A 26395-nucleotide genomic window follows, 5' to 3' on the forward strand; every position below is an offset into this window, starting at 1 on the left:
ACTGTTGCAAGGCCAGCCTGAAGACATAAGGGGTCAGCTGTCTGAAATCAGCAGGTGTACTTACCGGGCTATAATACTCGGCTTGAGTAAAAGTTACTTTCAGATCAGTCACTTCCCATCCATGTAAACCAGATTGGCAAGACATACGAATCCCTTCAAAAACGGCATTTTGAAAAGAATGGTTCAGATAACCATAGGAGATGTCACTTTCGATTTGCAACCCTGTCCCTAACGGCAAGGGTTCAAGCGTCAGCCCTATTGTGGCCCAGTAAGGGTTGGGTGGCACTTCGATCTGAATAATCTTATTGACCTTTTTTACAGGTCGTTCTTTGTAGATAGTCTTGATCTCATCAAAATGGACCTTTACGGAAAATCGTTCTTCCAGCAATGTCTGTATGATTTCCTTTTGTGTCAAACCATATAACGAGATTTCCAATTCATCACTATATGAGTTTATGGAAAAGGACAAAGACGGGTCTTCAATCCACAATGTATTCAGAGCGGATATCACCTTGCTTCTCTCTTCGGACCTGTCTGGCCGGACGGAGGATTTGAGAGCGGGATGCTGATGAGATAACCCTTGAATCAAACAAGGTTTAGTACCTAAATAATCTCCGATTCGAAAATCTTCCATATCTTCTACAATCGCGATATCATTGGCCCCCACTTCATCAACATTTATCTCTCTGCCCTGATAAATAGTCTTTAGATTTTTAATCTTGATGAATTTTTCCGAATCGTTGATTCTTACAATGTCTCGAAGTCTCAGACTTCCGTCAATTATTTTTAGAAAACTTCTTTTATGTCCTTTGGGGTCATGCTCTATCTTATAGAGATAAGCTGAAAGTCTGTTTGAGACTGATTCTGGAGGAAGTATAAAAGAAGAGATGGCGTCCAACAACTCATTGATACCGATATTGAACATTGCTGATCCATGTAGTACCGGATAGACTTTGGCTTTTGCCACAAGATCGATTATCGTATTCCAATAATCAGCCGGTGAAATTTCGCTATCCGCCAAATATCGTTCTAATATATTGTCGTCATGGTTGCATACAAATTCTTTGTATTCTTCCTTTATATATGTTTGGGAGCAAATCGGATAAACCAATCCATCGACAACAGTTTGCATAAACAGGACATCTTGAGACAGATTTGTTTTTATATCCAGATACAAACGCTCTAAATTCACACCGTCACGGTCAATTTTATTGATAAATATAATTGTCGGGATTTGCAGTTTTTGTAAAGTATTGAACAGCAACTTTGTTTGCGCTTGTATGCCTTCCTTTGCGGATAAGATGAGGACTGCTCCATCAAGCATTTTGAATGTCCGCTCCACTTCCGCAATAAAATCCATGTGTCCCGGAGTGTCAATGATATTGCATTTCACTCCATTCCAGATAATAGATGTCGTAGAAGCCCGAACAGTAATTCCTCTACGTTTCTCTATATCCATAGAGTCTGTTATGGTGTCACCATTATCCACACGGCCGCACTTTTCCGTTGCTCCACTGGCAAACAGCAGATTCTCGGTTACGGAAGTTTTTCCTGCATCAATGTGAGCAAGAATTCCTAAATTTATAATATTCATTTGGATTAAGCAATAATATACTACAATAGATGCATTGTCGAAACGCACCTTTTAATACCTCCTCGTAGCATGTGAGAACTACAGGATTACTAACTCGTATTAATATGTATATTATTACTGCCGCATAACGATTACAAAATTACACAAAAAAATATATCTAACAAAAGTAGGAGGATTTTTTAACTTTTTTTTAACATAGACATTTTATTAGGGAAACGTAGGTTCAACTGGTAAGTACAAATAAGTAGAAATGTTTGAACAACACTGTTTTAGGAAGTTGAAAAATCAAGTTTCTCTCTCGGTATAGCGTTTATTTTGGCCAATATCTTCTTTAGTTTGGCATTTGAGTATTTCCCATTCGTGTTCTATTTAGCTCCTTATTATGAGTATGTAGCAAGTTGCTTATCAAATTCAGCCTCTTTGAGGGTCAAATATGGTTTTGCAAATGGTGACTGACAAGACATAAACAAGGTCAGCAGGATTTTTTACATAAATGGACATGAATGTATATAACCTAAAATAAGAATAAATTTTAATAAGGGCTGCCCAAAAAGAAAAAAATGCAGTTGCCATCCTACAGATACTTGCAGAAAGGATAAAATTTACTTTTAGACCTTTTGGGATAGCCCTTATTAATACTTCAGATAAAATTCCTAAGGTTATATTTTCAATCCTTTGAACCGGGTTTCCTCCTTGGCATACAGTCCCGGACGCCCGATTATGACATGGTTGGCAACGATACTATCCGCCGGACTGCGTATCTGCGGCGGTGCATTTTCGGGATATTGCGCCTGCCTGTTCCTCACATCTTCCGCTTCCGGCTTGACCTGTTGCCCTTCTTTCTCCTTTTCGGCGACTTCGGGCGTGGGCGGCGCAAGTTCCAGCTGTATTTTTCGGTCAAGGGCGGCAAGTTCGGATTTCAGCTGCTTCAGCTCGTCCTCCTTCTTCCACACCTTGCCCGCTATCTCCTGCAACTGCGGTATCTCCCTCTCCAGCACCTCGTTCTTCGCCTTGTACTGGTCGATAATGGAGGGTATCCTCTCCATCGCGTTCAGGAAGTTTCGGGCGGCAGCCATCGGATCAGCCATTGCCAGATGTCCGTTGTTATAGGTGTACTTGTAGTTCCCCTCTACCACGAAGCGGTTGTCGGTAAACTCCAATCCCTCTTTGAGTATCCTCTCGCTCACCACCTTTATCGGAAAACCGTACAGTTCTCCGACCTGTGTGTAAAGCCCGCCCGTAGTGGCGTTTTTCGCTATCTCCTGCAAACGCTTTCCGATAACCTTCTCATCGGCGGAATCCACACCGTCCACCTTTATTATATTAAGGCGGCTGCCCTCCCTGTCGGTCTGCGCCACCGAAAGGAAGCGGTTCCAGTCCTCCGTCATGGCATCTATGAAAGCCGTGTTGTTACGCAACTCGCCCGTCTTCGACTCTAACTTGAACTCCGAATCACGCTTGCCCTTGTTAAACGACTTGCGTTCCCCTTCGAGCGAGGCGATGCGCTTTTCAAGTTTCGCCTTGTCCAGCAGGTCGGTGTTGCCGGATAGCAACGCCATATATTCCGAAAAGTTCATGCCCGATTTCTCGTCCACTGCCCCCTCGTCGATGGTACGCGCCCCCATAGCACCGCTTTTGAGCTGGCTGATGAAAGTCTGCTTGCAGTGCAGGAGGTTGAACTTGTAGCTGTCCAGTGACTTCTCCACCGCGTAGATGATTACGTCCACGTTGTTCCCGGCGAAATGCTTGGCAATTTCGTTTCCGGCTCTAACTCCGCGTCCGTCACGCTGTTGCAGGTCGGACGGTCGCCACGGCGTATCGAGATGATGAATTGCCACACACCTTTTCTGTGCGTTCACACCCGTTCCGAGCATGGAGGTGGAGCCGAACAGAACACGCACCGTTCCGGCATTCATGGCGTCTATCACCGTCTTCCGAGCCTTGTCGGTCTTGCACTCCTGAATGAAGCGCACCTCGCTTGGCGGTATGCCGTAATCCTCCGTCAGCTTGCGCTTGATTTCCGAATAGACGTTCCACCCGTCGCCCGGCTGATATGTCCCCAAGTCCGAGAAAACGAACTGCGTGCCTTTCTGCGCGTCGTATTTTTGGTAATACTCCGCGATCATCTTGGCACAGTGGCTCGCCTTGTTATCGGGGTGGTCTTCATAATGCGGGTCTATCATGCGCATGTCGAGTGCCATCTTGCGGGCGTAGTCGGTGGCGATAAGCATCTTCGCCTTTTCCTCCGTTTCCGAAAGCGGCAGCCTGCCCAGAAGTGTGGCATCGCCAGTCTTGGCGAACTGCATCAGCTTCTGTATGAAGTCCTCCTGCTCCGGCGTGGGCGGTATGTGGTGCAGTATCTCATTCTTGTTGGGACGATCTACGCCCACGTCCTCTGCCGTGCGGTAGTCCGTGATTTCATTATAGAAGGCGGCAAGTTCCGGCACCTTGATGAAGTAGCGGAAACGCTCCTTTTGAACCACGTTGTTCGTCACGTTAAATTCAAAATCCGTCGTCTTCTTGGCGAATATCGCCGCCCAAGCGTCGAAACATCGGATGTCCTGCCGTTCCAGCTCCTTCGGACGCAAATACTTGAACAGCAGATACAACTCCGTCAGCGAGTTGCTGATGGTAGTACCCGAAAGGAAGGTCGCTCCCAAGTCTCTGCCCGTGCGCTCCTGTATGGTGCGTATGGCAAAGAGCATGTTCAGTGCCTTCTGGCTTCCCTCGCTGTTGCCCAGTCCCGCCACACGGTCATGGCGCGTGTTGAACGTCAGATTTTTGAACTGGTGGCTCTCATCTATGAAGATGTGGTCGATGCCCATCTGCTTGAAATCCACCACGTCGTCCGTGCGTGACTTTATGGCATGTTCCACCTTCTCCAGCTTCGCTTCAAGGTTGTGTTTGCGCTTCTCCAGACCTTTCAGCATAGTCATACCATAAGTTTTTGACAGGATTGACATTGAAAGAAGGAGATTGCTCTGACCTAAATGGGGACAGATACCAATAGTTTCCTTTGAGGACATAAGACTTATGGTAGCCTTGTGTTTCAAGGAACTGGATGATGCTTACAGATTTGATCTCGTCTATTGTCATTACTCTATGTATTTACGGGCAATCGTAGTTTATTATATATATACCCTTTAAACTTAAACTCATAAACTTATTTTTGGGAAGGTTGCGCGGGATGGTAGTGATAGCCGTCTTTATTTTTGGTTATCAACTTCCGCTCGTTGAATATCTTTAGCATTTCTTTTATTGCGTTATCCCCACGCTTATAGCCTTCTTCCGCATAAGATGCACCAAGAGCCTTCACTAACTCAATATACTTCTGTGGTGGTTCGTTGCCAAATACTTTCTGCAATACTCTTGTGTGAACATCGTCAGAAAGAGATGTGAGAGGTTTGTCTTTTGGCTTCACAACTGTAACATGATACCCCACATCAAGTACAGGTAGAGAATTGTCATCGATGTAAAACGCCCAGGAGGAGAACTCCTTGTCACGCATATGCATAGGCTTCACCTCACTGATATTGGCATCTTGCTTGTCTTTGCTAATAATCAGCACTGTCTCAGCCTTGTTCTCTAACTCTGTTCCTATATGGCCACGAGTGTTATTGTCATTCTTGTTCAGATGCAATACACAGTGTATATGCAGATTGTATTTGCTCGTCCATGCCATTAGCATCGTCATCACATCGGTGGACTCCTTAGCGTTGTTGATGTCATACATGAGGTCACGAAGACCATCTATGATGACAAGGCCAACACCTTCAAATGTTCTGAGAGCATAGTCAATGAGAGCAATACGTAGAGAGGGGGTGAACTCCCTGAGCCCATAGAATCTGATGCGTTTATCTTCCTTGTTCAAACTAAGACCTGCCAAGCGATAAATACGCTCAATCACATTATGACAGTGGAACTTACTTTGTTCAGTGTCAAAATATAGGATCATACGCTTCCCCTCTGGCAGACTTGCACGGTAGTTAAGTACAGTTGTATTAGTGACGGCAGCTGCTACCATTGCGGTGATATTGAAAGTCTTTTTGCTTTTTGCCTTTCCTGTTGATGCACTGAAATTGCCAAAGGTGGCAATGGTGCAATCTCCAACCCATAGTATCTGAGGAGGGACGGGTGGCTTCTCAGAGGCTTTTATTTCTCCTTGCCTGAGATAACTGTCAAGTTCATTGTCGTTGAAACTGCTTTTACATAGCATCCCAACTTCAAGTGAACCTGTTTCTGGTTCATCTTTGTCCCCTTTACTGTTTCTTCCTCTTGCCATTATTTTGTCTGTTTTGTTGCTTACACTTTGATGGGTCTATAACAACCTCGGATTTTTCCAGAAGGGCAGTCAGCTGGACATCAGAATAAATCCTGGTCATGTTCTTCTTTCGGCCTTTCATCTAATTAGTCTTTTGCTGGTTCTTTCCTTTCAAAAGAACAGTGGTTAGAGCGCATCCATCTCACTATCTCTTTCCGGTCAAAATAGATTGTCTTGCCCTTGGGCTTATAATGCGGAATCTCCATGTTCATCGTGAGCTTATATATCTGCGACTGTGAAACGCCAAGATATTCTGCGAGTTCAGTGGTTGTGAGCATTTCCTTAGTGATATACAAGCTGTTTTCAATCTTTTTCAAACGTTCTTCAAGCACTTCAGGCTCGACAGCTTTGAGCTCACGGACTGTGATTTCTAACAACTCTACGCGTTTTGCGAGAATCTCTATGTCAATTTTCTTGTTTGCCATAATTACATGTATTAAATTTTAGACAATGAGGGAGCTACCCCCGAAACGGAATCGATTCGGCGGCAAAGTTACCCTTTATATGTCGGCGGCAACTGACTATCCTCCTGACAGTTCTTTTTGTCAGGAGGATTGAAAGGGGAATTTGCTTTCAGTTGCTTACTTTAGTTTATTTCATTGCATTTCTTTCAGTTGATTTACAAGATTTGAATAAGCTTCATTTGGAAACGGTTGTGTTGATGCCCTAAGTTCTGTCAGGCGTGAACTAATTGCACCACGAGATGATGGCTTCATGGTTTTCTGAGGTGAAAGCAACTTGTTGTCTGCTATGAGCGATACCCAATTATGGGGGATCATCTTTTGCATTGAGAGAGCAAACATGAATTGAAGTACATGACGCATGTTCTGGACAACAAGGGGACGCTTCAACTTGCATCTGAAAAACAAATCCACAGTTCTTTCATCAACTGTATCAACAAAGAAATTCGACTCATTGGCGAATTGCGTGATGAGTCGAATCTGATTTTCATTGAAAGTTGCTAAGGAATGTGGAGTATCTACCACATATTCAATGTGGTTGAATGAATGAACCATTTCTAAGAAATCTTTCTTTCCAAACTCTGGCAACTTGAAGAATTTTTCTACCAAATCCTTTCTTGTTGTAAGCAGCTCATAAATGCTGAAAAGATTCCTGAAATGGTTGCGGATTGATTCTTCTTCCTGAGAGAAAACGGGAAGATGATAACTGATAAAGTCGTTAACATAGCGGTCATACAACTTGCTGTCATTAACGATTTCCGACTGGTACTGCTCGTATGCAGCACGAAAGAGTGTCCAAAGCTCATCTTTGGAAGGCTCATTCTCCTGTTCTGGGCAATGATTAGAACACTGCAAACACAAAAAGAGAGAGCACAGAGGAGTTTTTCTTCTGACTCGTCCAGGAACAGGGATTTGGTTCCGTTGCGCCTATCTCGCATTCGGAGTTTGACAGATTTACATACTTGCATATTGTTTTATTATTATTTGTTTTTGTTGCAAAATTCCTAAATGATACAATATTGACCTCAGTAAAGAGAAAGTAAATCGTACTAATCAAGAGTAATTGATAGTAAATCGTCTTTTGAAAGACGTTTTTCCATCAATCTGTCGAACTCTTCTTTTCTGAAATATATGCATTTCTTCTTCTTTACTTTTGTGATTTTATAGCGTTTTACATAATAATGAACTATATCTTTTGATAAATGATACTTCTTCATTGCCTCCTCGACAGTGTAATATCGTTCGCGACCATCAAAATCTCCATTTTTCACTTGTTCGATATGCTGTTTAGAATAGTAGGTAGTACCATATTCCACCTTTGCGGGAATTTGATGGCGGTAGATAAAGGAGCGTACAGCATCTGCTGTCATTTTGTAGGTTGAACGCATCTCTTCCGGTGTAATCCAGTCTGTAATTTCCGAATAGTTGTTCTTCAGATTATACAGCACATCTATGGCTTTCTTCTCATAGAAGTTGAATCCTTTGAGTGCAATCTTTGGCGTTTTATGCTCTCTGGTCATTACACCTACATGTTTAACTCCCACCTTGAACATCTCTGCAACCTCTTCAGTTGAATAATAGCCATCTGGGGTTGGTGGGCATTTCTTCTCCTGGTGTTGAGCTTGGAGAACAAGCTTTTCGTCTCTGTCTGACTTTTCTGCTACTTTTGCATTTGCCATTCGTTCACGCATGACTTTATCAAAGTCAGTACGGAATATCATCGTAAACTTTCCACGTTTTTCCGTTCTGACATCAAAATGCTTCAAGGTGTAACTCACTTGGTCTTTTGATATGCCATATTTTTCCATAGCCTCTTCATAGGTACTCCAGTCCGGATCGATACTATCGTCCTTGCGTTTGATACAATCAATATGCACCTTGGAGTAGAAGACTTTACCATTACGGTTTACTCGCGGAACTTTGTGGCGCATCACAAAAGTGATAACAGCTGTCCTTGTCATATTATACATCTCCATGATTTGGTCAGCAGTGTAATAATTATCAACGTCAATCTCTTCAAGGAGATCAGCAAAATGTGCGTCAATGGCTTTCTTGCTAAAGAAGGTATTGCGCCCTTCGTATATCTTGGGGATGCCCAAACGGTCACAACGCCCCCATACAGCCTTACGGCCGATGTTGTACTTCTCCATGATTTCCTGAAGAGTATAGTATTCCTGCTCCTCCTTTCTCTGATAGCGTCTTTTCCGATAGGGAGTGGCATCATCAAACACACGTTCAATGTCTGAGTATCTCACAAACGTCTTATTTCTTATCTTTACGGCTTTGATTAAGCCTGTCTGGAAATAACGATACACTGTAGGAAGACTGACATCGAACAGAACGCTCACGTCCTCGGGGGATAAAAATGCCTTATCCCGCAGAGAGTTGTTCCTCTCAGCGTTTAGAAGAGATTCGGCATTTTCCTTCTCCCTTTTTTTCTTTTCCGCCTCGCGTCTCCGAAATGCGACACGTTCACACCCTCGACAGCAGTACTTGAACGACATTTTGGAAGCAACGAACGCTTTTCCGCATACTCCACATTCTTTAATTATCTCCATTTTACGCTTGCAATTCTGATGTTTTTTTCTGTAAAAGACCCCCGATTTTGTCTCAGTCTTTATCACATTTTTTCAGTATTTCTCACGAGTGCCCTGCATAGCGGTTGTGACGGATAATGGAGGATTCTCAGTATTTCTCACGAGGTGTCCTACATAGCGTTTTGCTATTCCATTTGTTCGCACGATTGAAACGCAGGAACGAAATTTGAGCCAAAGTTACCTCGAAAAACTGGTATCAACAAATTACAAATGGAAAGTGTTAAAACGAAAAAAGCCACCAAAATGGTGGCTTATAAGCAGTTACAAGAACGTTTTGCAAGTATGGTCAGGCGGTCTATTTACCGATGCAGAAGTGCTGGAAGATATTGCCGAGTACTTCGTTGGGAGTGATTTGGCCTTGTCCGGTGATTTCTGCCAAGTCGGAAAGGACGAGGCGGAGGTCTTCAGCAATGAGGTCACCAGACAGTTGGTTGTTAAGTCCTGCGATGACGCGGCTCAGATTGTTTTGGGCATGGAGTAATGCCTCATAGTGTCGTGCATTGGTGATGATGATATCCGACTCTTTTATTTCGGGAATCTGGGCTGCTTCATAGATGAGGCTTTCCAGCGCTTCTATGTTAATGCCGAACTTGGCACTAACGGCTATATGCGGGAAGCGTGAGGCATCTTCTGACAAGGTAATGGCTTGTTGGTCGGACTTATTGCAGACGAGAATCAAGGCCTTGTTGTTGATGTGGTTCATCATGTCTTCGAACTCTTCTTGGGAGGGTGTGGCGTCGATGAGCCAGAGTACAATACGAGCTTTGTCTATGGTTTGATAGGTGCGCTCGATACCTATCTGTTCAACAGCATCGTTGGTTTGGCGGATGCCAGCAGTATCAATAAAACGGAACTGTACTCCATTGATGGTCATCACGTCTTCAATGGTATCGCGTGTTGTTCCGTGGATATCGGAAACGATAGCACGTTCTTCTTTCAACAGTTTATTGAGTAATGTGGATTTTCCTACATTGGTTTTTCCGACAATGGCCACCGGTATGCCTTGTTTGATAGCCTGTCCCATTTGAAACGATGTTGCCAACTTTTGAATATGACTCTCAATATGTTGGGCGAGTTGCAGTAATTCGGTACGGTCGGCAAATTCCAAGTCTTCGTGGTCAGAGAAATCGAGTTCGAGTTCCAGTAGTGAAGTCAGTCGTAGCAGTTGTTCGCGCAGCTTTGACAATTCATTGGAGATACCTCCCCGCAGTTGGCTCATGGCCAAGTGGTGTGTTGCTTTGTTGTTTGCCGCGATAAGGTCAGCTACAGCTTCTGCTTGTGAGAGGTCGAGTTTTCCGTTAAGGTAGGCTCGTTGTGTATATTCGCCCGGTTGTGCTATGCGGCATCCTTGCGCAACAAGCAGTTCTATGACTTTGTTGATGATATACTGGCTTCCGTGGCATGATATTTCTGCACTTTCCTCTCCTGTGTAAGAGTGAGGTGCTCGGAATACGGAAACGAGGACTTCATCTATGACTTCATCATGGTTGACGATATGTCCATAGACGATAGAGTTAGCCTGCGCCTTTGTAAGGTCATGGGTGAAAATATGGGAAAGAATCTCAAGAGTTTGTGCTCCTGAGATTCTGATTATTCCTAAAGCGCCTCCCGTCTTAGTGGCGAGCGCGCAGATTGTGTCGTTTTGCATTTATATTCTGTCGAGTACTTTTTCGATAAGTGTGTCGATGGAGTTTTTGTATTCAGTATTCATCTTTTGTGCATAGCGGTTGGCGATGACCATGCAGCAGGTCATGGCTTTATGTCCGAGCAACGACGATAGTCCTGCTAATGCACTCGACTCCATCTCGAAGTTACATATTTTCCTGCCATCGTATTCGAAGGCTTCAACTTTTTCGTTTTGTGTGGGATCTGCCAAGGGGATGCGTAGTTGTCTGCCTTGTGGTCCGTAGAATCCTCCACAGGCGATAGTATATCCGCGTACCATGTCATCTTGTGCGATACGGTCGATAAGTTCTTCATCGGCTTGTGCCACGTATGGTGCGCCCAATAGTGGATTCCAGTTCATGTGTTGTTTGAACTCTTCTTCCATTTTAAGGTCACACACTTTGTTTCGTCCGCCATAGAAGTTGAGCAGTCCATCGAAACCGATGCTCTTTACCGATGCAACAAATGTGCCTGTAGGTGTGAAGGGTTGGAGACCTCCACAGGTTCCGATGCGTACGAGTGTCAGGGTGCGATGCTCTTCTCTCTCTTCTCGTGTTTGGTAGTCGATATTAGCCAACGAGTCGAGTTCGTTAACCACGATGTCTATGTTATCGCATCCAATACCTGTTGATTGTACTGTGATGCGTTTTCCTTTATAGTTGCCTGTGATGGTATGAAACTCTCTGCTGCTCACTTCACATTCTTTGGTATCGAAGTGGTTAGCCACAGTATTTACTCTTCCGGGGTCACCCACAAGGATGACCTTATCTGCCAGTTGTTCGGGGCGTAGATGTAGATGGAAGCATGATCCATCGTTGTTGATAATTAGTTCTGATTCTGGGAATTTTCTTTTCATAGGTTTTCTCCTTTCTTCTTATTTTTGAGTATTTCTAAGAGTAATGTTTTCTTCGTTTCTGATTATTTTTTCGAGGTTGTGGATCTCTATATGTATTTGATGCTGTTGTTGTTCTGTAGCAATGATTTCGGGCGCCATTTCCCGTTTCTCATCAGCCGTTGCACCACTATAATACTCTCTAACCCGTTCGATGGCTTGCTGGAGTGCAGTCTGTTGAGACCGCAATTTTACCAGTTGTAGGTAGCGTTGTGCATTACCTTTCGCTTTGAAATCAGACAGTTTGTGATAATCCACATCATCGTTGATGACGAAGGTGAATTCTTCATTATCTGTATTTTTCTTTTGTCTTGCCTTGGCTTTTTCAAGTCGTTCGAGCGCTTGGTCTATATCAGGCGACACCCATGTTTCTGTGATGTCGGTAATTCGTGCGAAGTTTGTGATCTGTTCTTTGGAATAGGTTTCTGGGTCGTAGGTCTGTCTGACGTCTGATGGTACGAAAGTATAGATACACACTTTGCCATCTTCCTGTCCTCGGTCTGTGGCAAACCAACCGATACGATCATATTCGTCGATAACCATCATATAGTCGTTTGCTTCAGAATTGAAAGGCATTCCGATATTCTCTGGTGTCAGAAATCTGTCTTCTTCCGTATCGTATGTCGTCACGAAGATATCGTAACCTCCTAAGCTTTCGTCACCTTCTGCTGCGAAGTATAGGGTAACGCCGTCAGGCATCATAAAGGGATAGTTGACGTGGAAGAATTGTTTTGCATCGTTGACGCCTTGCAGCAATCTTGGTTTAGTCCATTTATTGCCTTCTTTGTCGCTTTCATAGAGATTGATAATTCCATCTTCGTCTTCTTGTGACAGGATGCATTGGTTACCAATGGCATTAAGATAGACATAGGCATTAGGTTGTTGCTGGGTGTTGAAGAAATGACTGTAGGAGTCGATGTGTCCCTCTTCTGGATTGAGATAATAGTGTTGTAGGAAGTCGTTTTTATCGACCACAATACTATCGATGACCATGATGCGTTGTGTCGCCATGGTCATTCTGTCAAGCCGTTCTTGCCATGCTGCCACCTCAGGAGACACCTGTGTCTTGTGGCGGGGTGTCTGCTTACGTTTCTGTGCTGCTCCAATGATTGTTATCATGAGCATCAGGATGATAGTCAGGCTGCGTAGTTTCATATGTGGCTTTTTCTAATTAATTTCTAAATAATAATGAATAACAAAATTACGAAAATTCCTTGATGAAAGGCGAATGTCGTCACGGATATTAATATATTTTAACCGAAATCAGAGTTTTGTCCTTCTGCGGTATTCTTCTTCGGTATCAATCTGTTGATTCGGATTTAATACTCTGTGAGTTTTTCTTCGGCTTCAAGGGCGTTCCAGATGGAGTAGCGTGCTTCTGGGTTGATGCTTTCCATTTGTTTGTAGAGGTCTGCTATTTCAGCCCGTTTGGTGTCTTTCTCGTATGGGCACAACTTCCGTTGTTTCTGATAGTTGTGTTGTTCTGCATAGGTTTTGATATCAGTTTCCTGACAGAGACATAGCGGTCTGATCAGGGCGAGTGGCATTTTTTTCATGCGTAGCAAGGCTGGCATAGTGGAGAAATGTCCTTGAAACGATAGGTTCATGAGTGCAGTATGAATAATATCATCCTGATGGTGTCCTAATGCTATTTTGTTACATCCTATTTGTTGTGCGAGATTGAAAATCTGCTTACGTCTGTTCCATGAGCACAGGAAGCAAGCTGGTTTGCGAGGATTGACTGTAGGATCGAATGCTGTTGTCACGACATGGAGTGGAACTCCTACCGATTGTGCGAAGTCTTCCAGATATTTGGTATCGCTCTCGTAGGCAATATTTTCCATTCTCACGTGTATCGCCTCCACTTCGAAGTGTGGACGTTGTATTTTTGCTCGTTTTCCCAACATTTCCAATAGGAACAAAGAATCTTTTCCTCCTGACAGGGCTACGAGTATTTTATCGCCATCTTCGATGAGGTGATATTGTGTCATAGCTTTCTGAAACTGACTTTTCAGTCTGCGTTCCAGCCGCTGTTCATCCGTAGGTATGGGCATTGGCTTTATTTGATGCCGTTTTCGTTGAGTGCTTTTGAATAGCGTGCTGCATTCTTGAGATGTTCAGCATAGGTCTTCGCAAAGTTGTGGGTACCTGAGAAGTCCTCTTTTGCGCACATATAGAGATAGTCATGGTTGACCGCATTAAGTACGGCATCTATACCTTTAATCGATGCTATCTTGATGGGACCAGGGGGCAGACCTTCGTTGATGTAAGTATTGTAGGGACTTTGAAAACGAGTCAGTTTGTTGTATATTCGTTTCAACTCAAACTGCTTGAGTGCAAATTTCACAGTAGGGTCAGCCTGCAAGGGCATGTGGCTCTTGAGCCGGTTCAGATACATACCTGCTATCATAGGCTTTTCTGCTGTGTTAGCTGTTTCCTCGTCGATGATGCTTGCCAAGGTAGCCACTTGTACTGGCGTGAGGTTTCTGGCTTCAGCCTTAACGGTTCGTTCGCCTTTCCAGAAATGGTTGTGTTCTCGTTGCATACGTTGGAGCAGGGCATCGATACTGATGTCCCAATACACTTCGTAGGTGTCGGGTACAAACATGGCGCTGATGGTGCAAGTATCATAGCCGTATTTGTTGCAGGTCTTTTCAGACAGAAGAGCTTGTGCAATAGTGGTAGAGTCAAGCATCAGTTTCTTGGAGAGCTGTGCTGCCAGTCTGTCCATTGTTCTTGCTTCAGGAATGGTCAGTCGCAGGCTGGCTTGCTGTCCGTTTCTCAGTTTGCGGAACAATTTCAGCGCGCCTTCTCCTGGCGTGATAGCATATCGTCCTGTCCGTACATGCTTGCTGTAGCTGGTGTGGCGCAGCAGAGTCTTGAGTCCTGCCATCGCCATAGGCGAAGCCTGAGGTTGTATCTTGGCAAAAACAGAATCTTGCGTATCGTCTTTGTCGATGTATATATAATATGTATCCTTTTGTGCCGATACGGAGGCAAAAAAGAAGTAGGCTACAAGGGCCACGATAATCACCATACCTGCAAAAGCGGGGTAGAGAAATTTCTTATTGTTTTGAATCTTCATCATAATAAGCTGTTTTTTTCAACTGCAAAGGTACAAATAAAAATATAATCGTGAGAAGTAATCCGAATTTATTTTGTAACTTTGCCCAGAAAACCGATAGTAAAGATGAAACTCAAGTTCAGAATCAAATATGCGACATCATGGGGTGAACGTCTCTGTGTAGTTTTAAACTGTTGCAGCAAAGACGGAACTGTGCGGCAGCATCACCTTGAAATGAAGACAGATGATGGTGAATGGTGGTTGTTGGAGACTTCAGTCTTGGAGTCGCGCCAACATCCTCTTTCCCATATCGTATATGCCTATCATGTGGAAGACTCCAAAGGTTGTGTACAACGTCGGGAATGGAATCTTGTAGCCCGTTGCTACCATTTCGATACTGCCAAAGACTATGAGTTCTGCGACCAATGGCGTGACCGTCCGTTGCTTTATCATCTTTATACCGATGCTTGTGCGGTAACGCGGCACGAACCCTTGTGTCAAGAGGTTGAGGCTCGTGTGTTCCCTTTGTATCGTAAGACCTTGATGTTTCGTGTCTCTGCTCCCCAGTTGCGTTTAGGGCAGTCGGTAGCACTTTGTGGCAGCCACCCTTCCATGGGAAGCTGGAATCCCAGTCGTTTCCTGCGTATGGAATATGTGGGTCAGCATGAATGGATGTTGACCATCAATGCTGTCGGCATGTTTCTGCCTTTGGAATACAAATATATCGTGGTAGATGATGCCACCAATAGTATCGTTAGTTGGGAAGAAGGAGATAACCGCCAGGTAGAGCAGACGGAGTTGGTGGATGGTCAAGTCTATGTGATGTATGGTGAACAGTTGCGGTTGCCCGAAAAACTATGGCGTGCCGCAGGAGTTGCCATACCTGTTGCCGCCTTGCGTAGCGAACACTCTTATGGCGTGGGTGATTTTGGCGATTTGAAACATTTTATGGATTGGGTGGCACGTACCGGAATGAATGTTGTACAACTGTTGCCAGTATTTGATACTACAACCAATCATCATGCTCCAGACGCCTGCCCGTATAAACCGATTAGCGGTTTTGCCCTTCATCCACATTATATAGATCTTGATGCTGCAGGAACGCTCCGTTCAAAAACCGCCATGACGCAGTTTATGCGCCGCCGCCAGGAACTTAATGCGCAAGCCACAGTTGATTACGAAGCCGTGGATTGTGTAAAGACAGACTATCTCCGTCAACTCTTTGCTGAGCAAGGCAAGCGAACGCTTTCTACAGCCTCTTGTCAGGCATTTGTGGCAAGTGCGAGTGAGTGGCTCAAGCCCTATGCCGACTATCGTGGTGAACCTTACGATTATGTTTGCTATGTGCAGTATCTGTTGCATAGCCAATTGAAAGCAGCAGCCGATTATGGCCGTGCCAAAGGTGTTGTCTTGAAAGGAGACCTTCCTCTCGGTATGCATCGTGAGAGTGTAGATGTCAGACAATATCCAGAGCTGTTTCGTTTGGACGGACAAATGGGAGTGTCGCCAGACCATTCTACTACGAAGGGGCAGAACTGGCAGTCGCCTACTTATCAATGGACCACAGACGGAGATTCGCGTCAACATCATATTGAAGAATGGTTGCAGAAGCGCCTCCGTCACCTGACGCAATATTTCGGAGCCATCAAGTTAGACCATATCGTAGGCTATTTCTGCCAATGGGAATTGCCAGATGATGCCGTTGATGCCCGATTAGGACATTATATTCCCTCGTTGCCTCTGACTGTTGATGAGATAGAATATTTTGGACTTCATTTCCGTCACGATCTTTTTACCCGTCCTTTCATCAACGATCATATTATCGGTCAAACGTTTGGTATTCATGCAGACTATGTTCGCGAACATTACTTGAACGCTTTGGCCTATCAACTCTATGAACTCAAGCCAGAGTTTAATACCCAACGTAAAGTTGTGCAGGCATTCTGTGGCAGAAACGATGAGAACAGCCTATGGATTCGTGACGGACTGTTGCGCTTGATCGCCAATGTGCTTTTTGTCGAGGACCATGATCAGAAAGAAATGTATCATCCTCGGATGCAGGCCGTAGAAGAACCCGTTTTCGATGCCCTTAATGCCGATGAGAAAGAAGCCTATCTGCGACTCTATTACAATTATTTTCGTCAACGCCATTCCTTCTATTGGGGACAATTGGCAACTCGCCGACTTGCTGAACTGTCTGACCATTGCCGGATGTTGGTATGTGGTGATGATCTTGGTCAACAGCCCGAAAGCGTGTCGTCAGTACTCGATACCTTGCGCTTTCTCTCGCTTGAAGTGCAACAGATGCCCAAACAGCATGGGCTGGAATTTGCCCATCTCGAAGCCAATCCCTATCGTTCGGTAGTCACCATTTCTACTCCCGACATGGCTCCGTTACGACTATGGTGGCAGGACAATCCCGAACGTCGCCAACGCTACTATATCACCATGTTGCAGAAAGAGGGTAGGGCTCCCGAACAGTTGCCAGCCTTCTTGGCAGAAGAGATTATAGCCCGCCACCTTTATTGTCCTTCGATGCTTTGCATCTTGCAACTACAGGATTGGCTTGCTATGGATGGCGAACTCCGTCGTTCGCGTCCGCAGGATGAGCGCATCAATACACCATCAGATCCGTCTCATTGTTGGAACTATCGTATGCCCATCACCATCGATCAGTTGCTTCAAGCCGATAGGCTGAATGATAAAATCCTGACCATGGTGAAACGTAGCCATCGTTACAATCCTGAATAATATCGTTATATCCCTGAATAATCAAAGAATATGAAACAGTATAAAACATATATTTTCGACCTTGACGGCACTTTGCTCAACACGTTGAATGATCTTGCCGCCTCTACCAATTATGCACTCCGACAATTCGCTATGCCCGAACACGACATAGATTCCATTCGCCGCTTCGTAGGTAATGGTGTCCGTTTGTTGATGGAGCGTGCCATACCAGATGGAGCCCGCAATCCACAGTTTGAGGAATGTTTTGCCACATTCCGCAAGCATTATATGGAACATTCACTCGACACCACAGTACCTTACGAGGGAATATCCGCTCTTATCCATGCGCTTAGCCAACGAGGCAATAACATGGCTGTGGTGAGCAATAAGTTCTATGCTGCTACCCGTGAGTTGGTGGCTCATTTCTTTCCAGAGATTCCTGTGGCTGTAGGAGAACATGAGGCAGAAGGCATTCGTAAGAAACCAGCTCCTGATACGGTAGAAGAAGCACTCCGCCTGCTGGGTGTCGGCAAAGACGATGCTGTGTATGTAGGTGATAGTGATGTGGATCTTGCAACCGCTCGCAATAGCGGTTTGCCTTGTATTAGTGTGCTGTGGGGATTCCGCGATCGTGATTTCCTCATAGAACATGGTGCTACTACGTTTGTCAATCATCCAATGGAAATAATAGCAGAAGACTAATCCCACATTCCCATGCAAGTAGTTTACGAAGACAACCATATTATTGTCGTTTATAAGGAAAGCGGCGAGATCGTTCAAGGTGACAAAACGGGTGATACTCCATTGGCAGAAACCGTAAAAGCCTATATCAAGGAGAAATACCAGAAGCCAGGAGCCGTATTTCTTGGCGTGGTCCATCGTCTTGACCGTCCTGTTAGCGGATTGGTGGTGTTTGCCCGTACTTCTAAAGCGCTATCACGACTTAACGAAATGTTTCGCAAGGGTGAGGTTCATAAAACCTATTGGGCTTTGGTTCAACCTTCAGGCAATCCTGTGACTTCCAACACTTTTGTTACCGCCACCCATTGGCTGACTCGCAATGAGAAGCAAAACAAATCGTATGCCTACGATCGTGAGGTAGCCGGTTCGAAGAAGGCTGTCTTACGCTACCGTACCATCGGTCAGACCGAACGTTATCAGCTGGTAGAAGTGGAGTTGCTGACAGGACGTCATCATCAGATACGCTGCCAGTTGTCCACCTTGGGGATGCCTATCCGCGGAGACTTGAAATATGGTGCAAAGCGTAGTAATCCAGATGGAAGCATCTCGTTGTTGTCTCATCATGTGGAATTTATCCATCCTGTGTCAAAACAGAAAATAGTCCTCGACTCTCCATTACCAGACGATAAAATCTGGCATAATATTGCATTTCTCGACAAATAGCCTTGTAGTTCAGAATATTTCGCTTATTTTTGCACTACATTTTGTAAAGAACCATATATGAAGAAAGCACTTTGGTGGATCATGGGCATTCTATTGAGCCCCATCCTGTTGTTTCTTATCTTGACCGTATTGATTTATCTGCCGCCTGTTCAAAATTGGGTGGTGGACAAGGTTGCGCAGGTTGCTTCGGAAAAGACGGGCCTCACCATTACTATTGACCACGTGAACCTTTCCTTCCCCCTTGATCTCGGAGTTGATGGCATGCAGGTGGTTCAAATAGATTCTGTTACCGGACGTCCAGACACGTTGATGCGTGTTGATCGCACGGTGGTGGATGTGCAACTTTTGCCGTTGATAGACAACCGTGTGGTGATCAGTCAATTGGAAATCAATCGTGCGCAAGTCAATACCTTGGGAATGATAGCCGCAGCCCGTGTGAAGGGCGAAATTGGGCGATTCTCCGTCACCAGTCGGGGTATAGACCTTGATGATGAGACTATGGAACTGAATGGCGCCAGACTGGAAGACGGCCGGTTGGATATCGCTCTTAACGATAGTGTTCCAGAGGACACGACGACCTCTGAAAACCGTTGGAAAATCATGGCAGACAGTATTGTTGTCCACCAGACTTCGGTAGCCTTTCATATGCCCGGAGATACTATGAGTGTGGATGCCCACCTTGGACATCTTTGTGTGCGTCAGGCAGATATCGACCTGGGCACACAAACCTATATGGTGCAATCGGTTGACTGGGCGAAGGGAAGTCTGCATTACGACCTGAATTTCGAACCTGTTGTCGATGGACTTGATTACAACCATTTGGCCCTCGACCAGATACATATCGGAATAGACAGCATTTACTATCATGATCCAACGTTGCGAATGACCTTCCGCGAGTTGAAAGTCAAGGAAAAATGTGGCCTCGCCATTACAGAGATGAATGGCAGGATGGTGATGGCCAATGGCATGTTGCGGTTGCCATCATTCCGTTTGAAGACTCCCGATTCAGATCTTGATGTAGCCCTCGACCTTCCGTTCTCAATCATGGATGTCGGTTCGACGGAGAAACTTCGCTTGCGTCTGAATGCTCAGTTGGGAAAACAAGACCTGATGCGCTTCATGGGCATGATGCCTCAGAGTTTCCAGCGACAATGGCCCAACAGTCCGCTTACTGTAAAAGGAGTGCTTTCGGGTAATATGATGTACATGGATTTTTCCGGTATTGACGTATCGCTTCCGACCGCCTTCCATGCCAAGGCAACAGGTTTTGTAGCCAATCTCAATACTCCCGCCCAGCTACGCTCCAAAATCCGTTTCCAGGCAGAGACGGGAAATATAGGCTTTATTACCGGTTTGTTGCCTAAGGCAATCCAACGTAATTACCGCATCCCCAATGGTATTAGAGCCAACGGCTTGTTAGAGGCAGATGCAGCCCGTTATGCAGCCGATGTCACCCTCCGTGAGGGTCGGGGAACTGTCAAGGCGAAAGGTGCGTTGAATGCCAATAATATGTCCTATTCGGCAAATCTGCAGGTGCGCCAACTCAACCTTCACCACTTCATGCCTCATGACTCCATTTATACGTTGTCAGCCGATGTCCAGGTGAAAGGTCATGGTACCGATTTCTTCTCACCACGCACTATGGCGCAGGCAGAGGTGCAGTTGCATAGCCTGGGATATGGTTCTTGGACTCTCGATAAGGCACAGGCCACGCTTGACTTGCGCCATGGCGTAGCCCATGTTGAGGTGGACAGCCGAAACCAGTTGGCTACGGGTATTGTCACGCTCGATGCGTTGATGAATAAAAAACGTCTTCAAGCCACTCTGACAACCGACCTGCAGCGTCTGGACCTTTTCCATTTGCGCATGGTCGATAATCCTCTTGTGATAGGTCTCTGTGGACATATTGATGCCAGCAGTAATCTGCAAACCACGCATTATGTGAATGGTATTTTCAACGACCTTACCATCCGCGACTCCTCTCGTGTCTATCGTCCTCGCGACATCACCCTTTTTGCCAATCTCAATCCCGATACTACAGAAGCCCGTTTGGAATGTGGCGACCTCAACTTAAAACTTAACGCTTCAGGTAGTTATGAGCACTTGATAGCCTCGCTGACACAGGTTTCCGATTCGATTATATCGCAGATGGAGCATAAGGTTATCGATCAGTCAGCCATACGCAGTCTGTTGCCTGTTATGCGTCTTCATGTGGAGAGTCAGAGCGACAACCCCATAGCCAATCTGTTGCGTACAGGTCAACATATCGACTACAAGAATTTGCATTTAGATTTGGAGACTTCGCCTCAAAAAGGCATCAACGGCGATGGTTATATCCATTCGTTAGTCTATGATGGTACGCGTCTGGATACCATCAATTTGAAACTCCTACAGTATAAAGACCAGTTGGCATTCCATGGACAGGTTCGCAATAATAAGCGCAACCCGCAGTTTGTATTCAATACCTTGTTTAATGGTGTTGTTCAGGAGCGTGGTGCCTCGGTAGGTCTGCGTTTCTATGACGACAAAAACCAGTTGGGCTTGCGTCTTGGAGCCAAGGCAGAGATGGTGGATAGCGGCATTAGTATCCATCTCTTGCCCGATCGTCCTACTTTGGGATATAAGGAGTTTTCGCTGAATAAAGACAACTATATATTCCTTGGAGCCAACAATAAGGTGAAGGCCGATATCAATCTTGTTGCCGATGATGGCACGGGTGTGAAGGTCTATTCTACAGAGAGTGATCCTGATGCGTTGCAAGACATTACGGTCAGCATGAACCGCTTCAACCTTGCCAGCATCACAGCCGTTCTTCCCTATGTTCCTCGTTTGGGCGGTTTGATGGAAGGCGACTATCATGTGGTGCAACACTCTTCCGGTCGTTTCTCTGTCGTGGGAAGTGTGGCTGTTAGCGACATGGCTTATGAGGGTTGTAAATGGGGCGATATAAGTTCCGAAATCATATATCTGCAGAAAGAAGACGATGCCCATGCCGTTGAGGCGCGTCTGATGAAAGACGACGAGGAGATCGGCGTATTGTCAGGAACCTATTATAATGCCGGTGAAGGTTCGCTCGATGCTGTATTGCAGTTGCAACGTCTGCCACTCGAACTGGTTAATGGTTTCGTACCCAACCAGATTGCCGGTCTTGAGGGTTTCGCAGAAGGGGAACTGACGATAAAGGGTCCTCTCAACAAACCCCAGGTGAATGGAGAGTTGATGCTTGAGAACTCCTATCTTGTCAGCGTGCCCTACGGCATGAAATTGCGCTTCGACGACGACCCTGTGCGTATCGTAGGCTCCAACCTGTTGCTTGAGAATTTTAACGTCTATGCCCATAACGACAATCCGTTGACCATCATGGGAAACGTCAATTTCTCAGACCTTGACCAAATCACGGTTGATATGCGTATGAGAGCCGCCAACTATCAGATTATTGATGCCAAGGAGAATAGTAGGAGTGAGGCGTATGGTAAAGCCTTTGTCAATTTCATGGGTCGCATGAATGGCGAACTCTCCAATCTCACGATGCGTGGAAAACTTGACGTACTTGGTTCTACAGATATGCGTTACATTCTGCGTGACTCGCCACTCTCTACCGACAACCAACTTGACGAACTGGTGAAGTTTACAGACTTTAGCGATACAACGCAGACCGTGGTGAATCGCCCAGACCTGGCAGGCTTCAATATGAATCTGACGATGGAAGTATCGAAAGGCGCACACGTGATAGCCTATCTTAATGCCGACCATTCCAACTATGTTGACTTGATGGGTGGCGGCACGTTGCGCATGACCTATAATCCAGCCGACAATCTGCAACTGACGGGTAAATACACCTTGAGTAATGGTGAGATGAAATACTCGTTGCCCGTTATTCCACTCAAGACTTTTGTTATCCAGGATGGATCGTATATTGAGTTTACGGGCGACATGATGAATCCCACTCTTCATATCACGGCAACAGAAGCAACCAAGGCTACCGTGACGGGAAGTAATGGAGTGGGTAGGAGCGTGGACTTCACTTGTGGTGTTATCATCACCCGTACGCTCAACGATATGGGTCTTGAGTTTACCCTTGATGCGCCTGAAGACATGCAGCTTCATAGTGAGTTGCAGGCCATGAGTGTGGAACGTCGTGGCAAACTTGCCGTTTCCATGCTCACCACGGGTATGTATCTCTCTGAAGGTAATACAAATGCTTTCTCGATGAACTCAGCCCTCAGCTCGTTCCTCAATTCCGAAATCAACCAGATTACAGGTAATGCCTTGCGCACCCTTGATCTCTCCTTCGGTCTTGATAATTCTACAGATGCCGCAGGAAATATGCATACAGACTACTCGTTTAAGTTTGCCAAGCGCTTCTGGAACAACCGCCTCAAAGTGGTAGTGGGCGGCAAGGTGTCGTCGGGTAGTGAGTATCAGAATGGTACAGAGTCAGTATTTGACAATGTGACGTTGGAATATCGGTTGGACGACAGCGCCAATAAATACGTGACCTTCTTCTATGATAATAATGCCTATGACTGGCTTGACGGTTACACCCAGAAGTATGGCGCAGGATTCGTATGGAGGCGCACCTTGCAGACCTTCAGCGATATCATCCGGTTCCGTAGTGGCAATACGCCCCTATATGTTCCACCAACGCCTATGCGTACCGATAGCCTGAAGCGTGATAGCGTGAGGGTGGTGAAGCTTAACAAATAATTCTCGATTATGATGCATTCAACAATCAAACGATACATTTATCTGCTGACAGGTGCTGTGGTGATTAGTGCCTGTAGTATGACCAAGGGTGTGCCTGACGACGACCAGCTCTTCATCGGATTAACGAAAATCAACTATACCGACTATGAAGAGAACGATAATTATTCTGCTACAAGAGAAGAGATAGACGCAGCCCTGGCAACAGCTCCTAATGGCGCGCTATTGGGTAGCAGCTATCATCGCCTTCCTTTCTCCTTCGGTCTTTCGGTATGGAATGCTTTTTCTGCCGACAGTTCTGGTCTTGGTCATTGGATGAATAAGACGTTTGGCAAACAGCCTGTCCTCATGTCGTGGGTCAATCCTCAGTTGCGTGCACAGGTTGCCAAAAGTGTGTTGCGCAATCATGGTTATTTCCATGGAAATGTTGACGCAGAAGTGGTTCTGCAAAACAACATGAAAACAGCCAAGATCGGCTATGATGTGTCGTTCGGTCATCTCTTCACCTTAGATAGTGTGCGTTATGTGGGATTTAACCGTGAGGCAGACAGCCTGATCCATGCCACATCAGCCTCTGCTATCGTGCGCAAGGGTGATCCCTTCGTGGTGGCTAATCTCGATGGGGAGCGTAGCCGAATCAGCAATCTGCTCCGCAATAATGGCTACTATTATTACCAGCCCAGCTACGCCTCTTATCTGGCAGACACCTTTGCTGTGGACGGTAAGGTGCAGTTGCGCTTCCAGTTGGCAGAGGAGACACCAGCTCAGGCCCGTCACAAGTGGTATATCGGTCGTGTGAATATCAATATGCGCAAAACGTATAATGAGGCATTTACCGATTCTATGGTTTACCGCTATTTGACCATCCGTTATGCCGGTCGGCGCCCACCGGTTCGTCCGCGTGTCATTATAGCCGATATGAAAATTCGTCCGCGCCAGCTCTATAGCTATGACGATTACTTGCAGAGTGCCCAGAAAATCAATGCGATGGGATTGTTTTCCTCTACCGAGTTTCAGTTTACGCCGCGTGACAATTCGCCCTCTTGCGATACGCTGGACTTGACACTCATTTGCACCTTCGACAAACCGTGGGATTCGTATATCGAAACCAATTTCAATGGTAGTGCGATAGGTCGCGTGGGACCAGAGGTCAAACTTGGACTGGTGCGTCGCAATGCCTTCCATGGTGGCGAGAAGATAGATCTGTCGGTTCATGGATCCTATGAGTGGGCTACCAACAGCAGTTCCAGCATGAGCAACTACGAGTATGGCTTTGATGCGAGCATAGAGTTTCCACGCCTTATTGCACCATATTTTGGCGGTAATAGCACGCAACGCTATACGCTGCCCGACGGTCGCACGGTGCGCCTTCCTCGCCGGTTCTACGCAACACCCTCTACCGTTGCCAAGGTGTCGAGCAATACCATCCGTCGGCCTGGCTATTACAAGATGCATATTGTGAGTGGTAAGTGGGCATACAACTGGCAGACCTCTGCCACCAGCAAACATGAGTTCTCGCCGCTTACGGTGAAATACCAGTTTATGAATAGCCATACCGCCGAGTTTGACAAGGTGATGGAAGAGAATCCCTATCTCCGTGCCACCATGCAAGACTATTTCGTGCCAGAGATGCGCTATAGCTATACCTATACCAGTCCTTCTACGTTGCGTCATCCTGTGAGATGGACCGCCACGGTGTCTGAGTCGGGCAACTTCACTTCGTTGGCGCTTCTTGCCTTTGGTAAGAAATGGAACGAGAGAGAGAAGAAACTTTTCAAGAATCCTTATTCGCAGTTTGTCAAGATCGAAACGGATTTTACCAAAATATGGACGCTTGATGCTTCTTCGCAGTTGTTGGGACATGTCAACGCGGGTGTGCTCTATTGCTTCGGAAATACCGACTGGGCGCCCAATACCGAACTGTTTTATGTGGGTGGTGCCAATAGCATCCGTGCCTTTTCTGTGCGTGGTATAGGTCCTGGCAGCTTCCCTGGCATCGAGGATAAAGCCATGTCCTATCTGATGCAGAATGGTGATATCAAATTGGTGTGCAATCTTGAGTATCGCCGTAATCTTTTCGGTAGCCTCTATGGTGCTGTATTCCTTGACGCAGGTAATGTTTGGAATGTCCGCGACAACTATGGCACTTCAGTTCCTTATGCCACCACTAAGTTCAAGATTCAGAATGTGCTTCGTGAGATGGCTGTCGGCACGGGTCTTGGTTTGCGCTACGATCTCGACTTTCTTGTGTTGCGTCTCGACTGGGGTATCGGTATTCATGTGCCTTACGATACGGGCAAGGGTGGCATCTACAATGTTGATGGTTTCAAAAAGAACCAGACCCTCCATTTTGCTATCGGATATCCATTCTGATTTCTCGGAAGTGGTATTGTTCGGCCATCTGGATTAACGCAGGATGCTTCCTTGTGCGTTCGGGTTATCATCGGGATATGTTCGGGTTTTGCTGTTTCATGATGTGATATTTTCTCGCTCTCCACATTCCCACATCGTGGTATTCTCCTGTTCTGTTCCTTGTTTCTCCCAACTTTGTCCCATCATTGTCCGCTAAATATTGGGACTTAGTGTGGAGTCACTTGTGACTTACTGAGGAGTTGGCCATGTCTGTGTGCGGACGGAATGTTTTGTGCGATGAGTGATTCTCTCTTGAACCACGGTGCAAAGATACAACATCCCCCCAAACCAATCATACGTTTCTATACGTTTCTTGCGATTCGAGGACATTTTTATTATGAAATGTTTGCATGCCCATGAATAACCTTGTTTCACAAGGCGGAAACCTGTTTATACGGCTTTGACACCAAGGAGATGGAAATCCGCAGATTACACATTCTCTCCAAAATCCTAATGAGCGATTGGGCGTAATAGGCGTTTGAAAGTCGTAGTAGATGGTTTCAGTTATAGTTGAAAAAACACCATTTTTTGCAGTCTGACTGGGTTATAAA

The 26395-nt window shown here is 45.7% G+C and carries 15 protein-coding genes and 1 pseudogene; 5 read left to right on the forward strand and 11 right to left on the reverse strand.

What is annotated here, in order from left to right; genetic code table 11:
* The 11 genes and pseudogenes from tet to mltG form a co-directional block, all read right to left on the reverse strand.
* A partial coding sequence (tet, locus tag CIK88_RS09325; RefSeq protein ID WP_094436070.1) for a tetracycline resistance ribosomal protection protein occupies positions 1-1594 on the reverse strand: 1594 nt, incomplete at its 3' end.
* A 659-nt stretch (positions 1595-2253) separates the two neighbouring features.
* A pseudogene (locus CIK88_RS09330) lies at positions 2254-4527 on the reverse strand (helicase-related protein); the annotation flags it as partial.
* A gap of 230 nt (positions 4528-4757) precedes the next feature.
* Positions 4758-5876, reverse strand: a complete 1119-nt coding sequence (locus CIK88_RS09340; protein ID WP_094436072.1) for an AAA family ATPase — start codon at positions 5874-5876, stop codon at positions 4758-4760.
* A gap of 125 nt (positions 5877-6001) precedes the next feature.
* Positions 6002-6340 carry a helix-turn-helix domain-containing protein gene (locus tag CIK88_RS09345; RefSeq protein ID WP_094436074.1) on the reverse strand — a complete coding sequence of 113 codons (339 nt, stop codon included), beginning with the start codon at positions 6338-6340 and terminating at the stop codon, positions 6002-6004.
* 171 nt (positions 6341-6511) lie between these two features.
* Positions 6512-7231 (reverse strand): hypothetical protein, encoded by a 720-nt coding sequence (locus tag CIK88_RS09350; protein WP_254046882.1) that lies wholly within the window; start codon positions 7229-7231, stop codon positions 6512-6514.
* Positions 7232-7425: 194 nt separating this feature from the next.
* Positions 7426-8934 (reverse strand): helix-turn-helix domain-containing protein, encoded by a 1509-nt coding sequence (locus tag CIK88_RS09355; protein WP_094436078.1) that lies wholly within the window; start codon positions 8932-8934, stop codon positions 7426-7428.
* 334 nt (positions 8935-9268) lie between these two features.
* Positions 9269-10621, reverse strand: a complete 1353-nt coding sequence (gene mnmE, locus CIK88_RS09360) for a tRNA uridine-5-carboxymethylaminomethyl(34) synthesis GTPase MnmE (protein ID WP_094436080.1) — start codon at positions 10619-10621, stop codon at positions 9269-9271.
* Positions 10622-11494, reverse strand: coding sequence for a nucleoside phosphorylase (locus tag CIK88_RS09365; protein WP_094436082.1), 873 nt, complete (start codon positions 11492-11494; stop codon positions 10622-10624).
* Between the two features lie 18 nt (positions 11495-11512).
* Entirely contained in the window at positions 11513-12685 is a 1173-nt protein-coding gene (locus CIK88_RS09370) for a hypothetical protein (protein ID WP_094390011.1), read from the reverse strand.
* Between the two features lie 164 nt (positions 12686-12849).
* Positions 12850-13584, reverse strand: a complete 735-nt coding sequence (locus CIK88_RS09375) for a tRNA 2-thiocytidine biosynthesis TtcA family protein (RefSeq protein ID WP_094436084.1) — start codon at positions 13582-13584, stop codon at positions 12850-12852.
* 5 nt (positions 13585-13589) lie between these two features.
* A complete protein-coding gene (gene mltG / locus CIK88_RS09380; RefSeq protein ID WP_094436196.1) occupies positions 13590-14615 on the reverse strand; it encodes an endolytic transglycosylase MltG in 1026 nt (341 codons plus the stop codon).
* 105 nt (positions 14616-14720) lie between these two features.
* On the opposite strand from mltG, the gene CIK88_RS09385 reads away from it, so the two are divergent.
* From CIK88_RS09385 to CIK88_RS09405, 5 genes are read left to right on the forward strand one after another with little or no spacing between them, the layout of a single operon-like run.
* Entirely contained in the window at positions 14721-17345 is a 2625-nt protein-coding gene (locus tag CIK88_RS09385) for a 4-alpha-glucanotransferase (protein WP_094436086.1), read from the forward strand.
* Between the two features lie 30 nt (positions 17346-17375).
* Entirely contained in the window at positions 17376-18026 is a 651-nt protein-coding gene (locus tag CIK88_RS09390; protein ID WP_094436088.1) for an HAD family hydrolase, read from the forward strand.
* Positions 18027-18038: 12 nt separating this feature from the next.
* A complete protein-coding gene (locus CIK88_RS09395; RefSeq protein WP_094436090.1) occupies positions 18039-18728 on the forward strand; it encodes an RluA family pseudouridine synthase in 690 nt (229 codons plus the stop codon).
* Positions 18729-18785: 57 nt separating this feature from the next.
* Positions 18786-23435 (forward strand): translocation/assembly module TamB domain-containing protein, encoded by a 4650-nt coding sequence (locus tag CIK88_RS09400; protein WP_094436092.1) that lies wholly within the window; start codon positions 18786-18788, stop codon positions 23433-23435.
* Positions 23436-23444: 9 nt separating this feature from the next.
* Positions 23445-25805, forward strand: a complete 2361-nt coding sequence (locus CIK88_RS09405; RefSeq protein ID WP_371591552.1) for a BamA/TamA family outer membrane protein — start codon at positions 23445-23447, stop codon at positions 25803-25805.
* The last annotated feature ends 590 nt before the right edge of the window (positions 25806-26395 follow it).

It is taken from the genome of Prevotella sp. P5-50, assembly GCF_002251295.1.
Taxonomy (GTDB): Bacteria; Bacteroidota; Bacteroidia; order Bacteroidales; family Bacteroidaceae; genus Prevotella.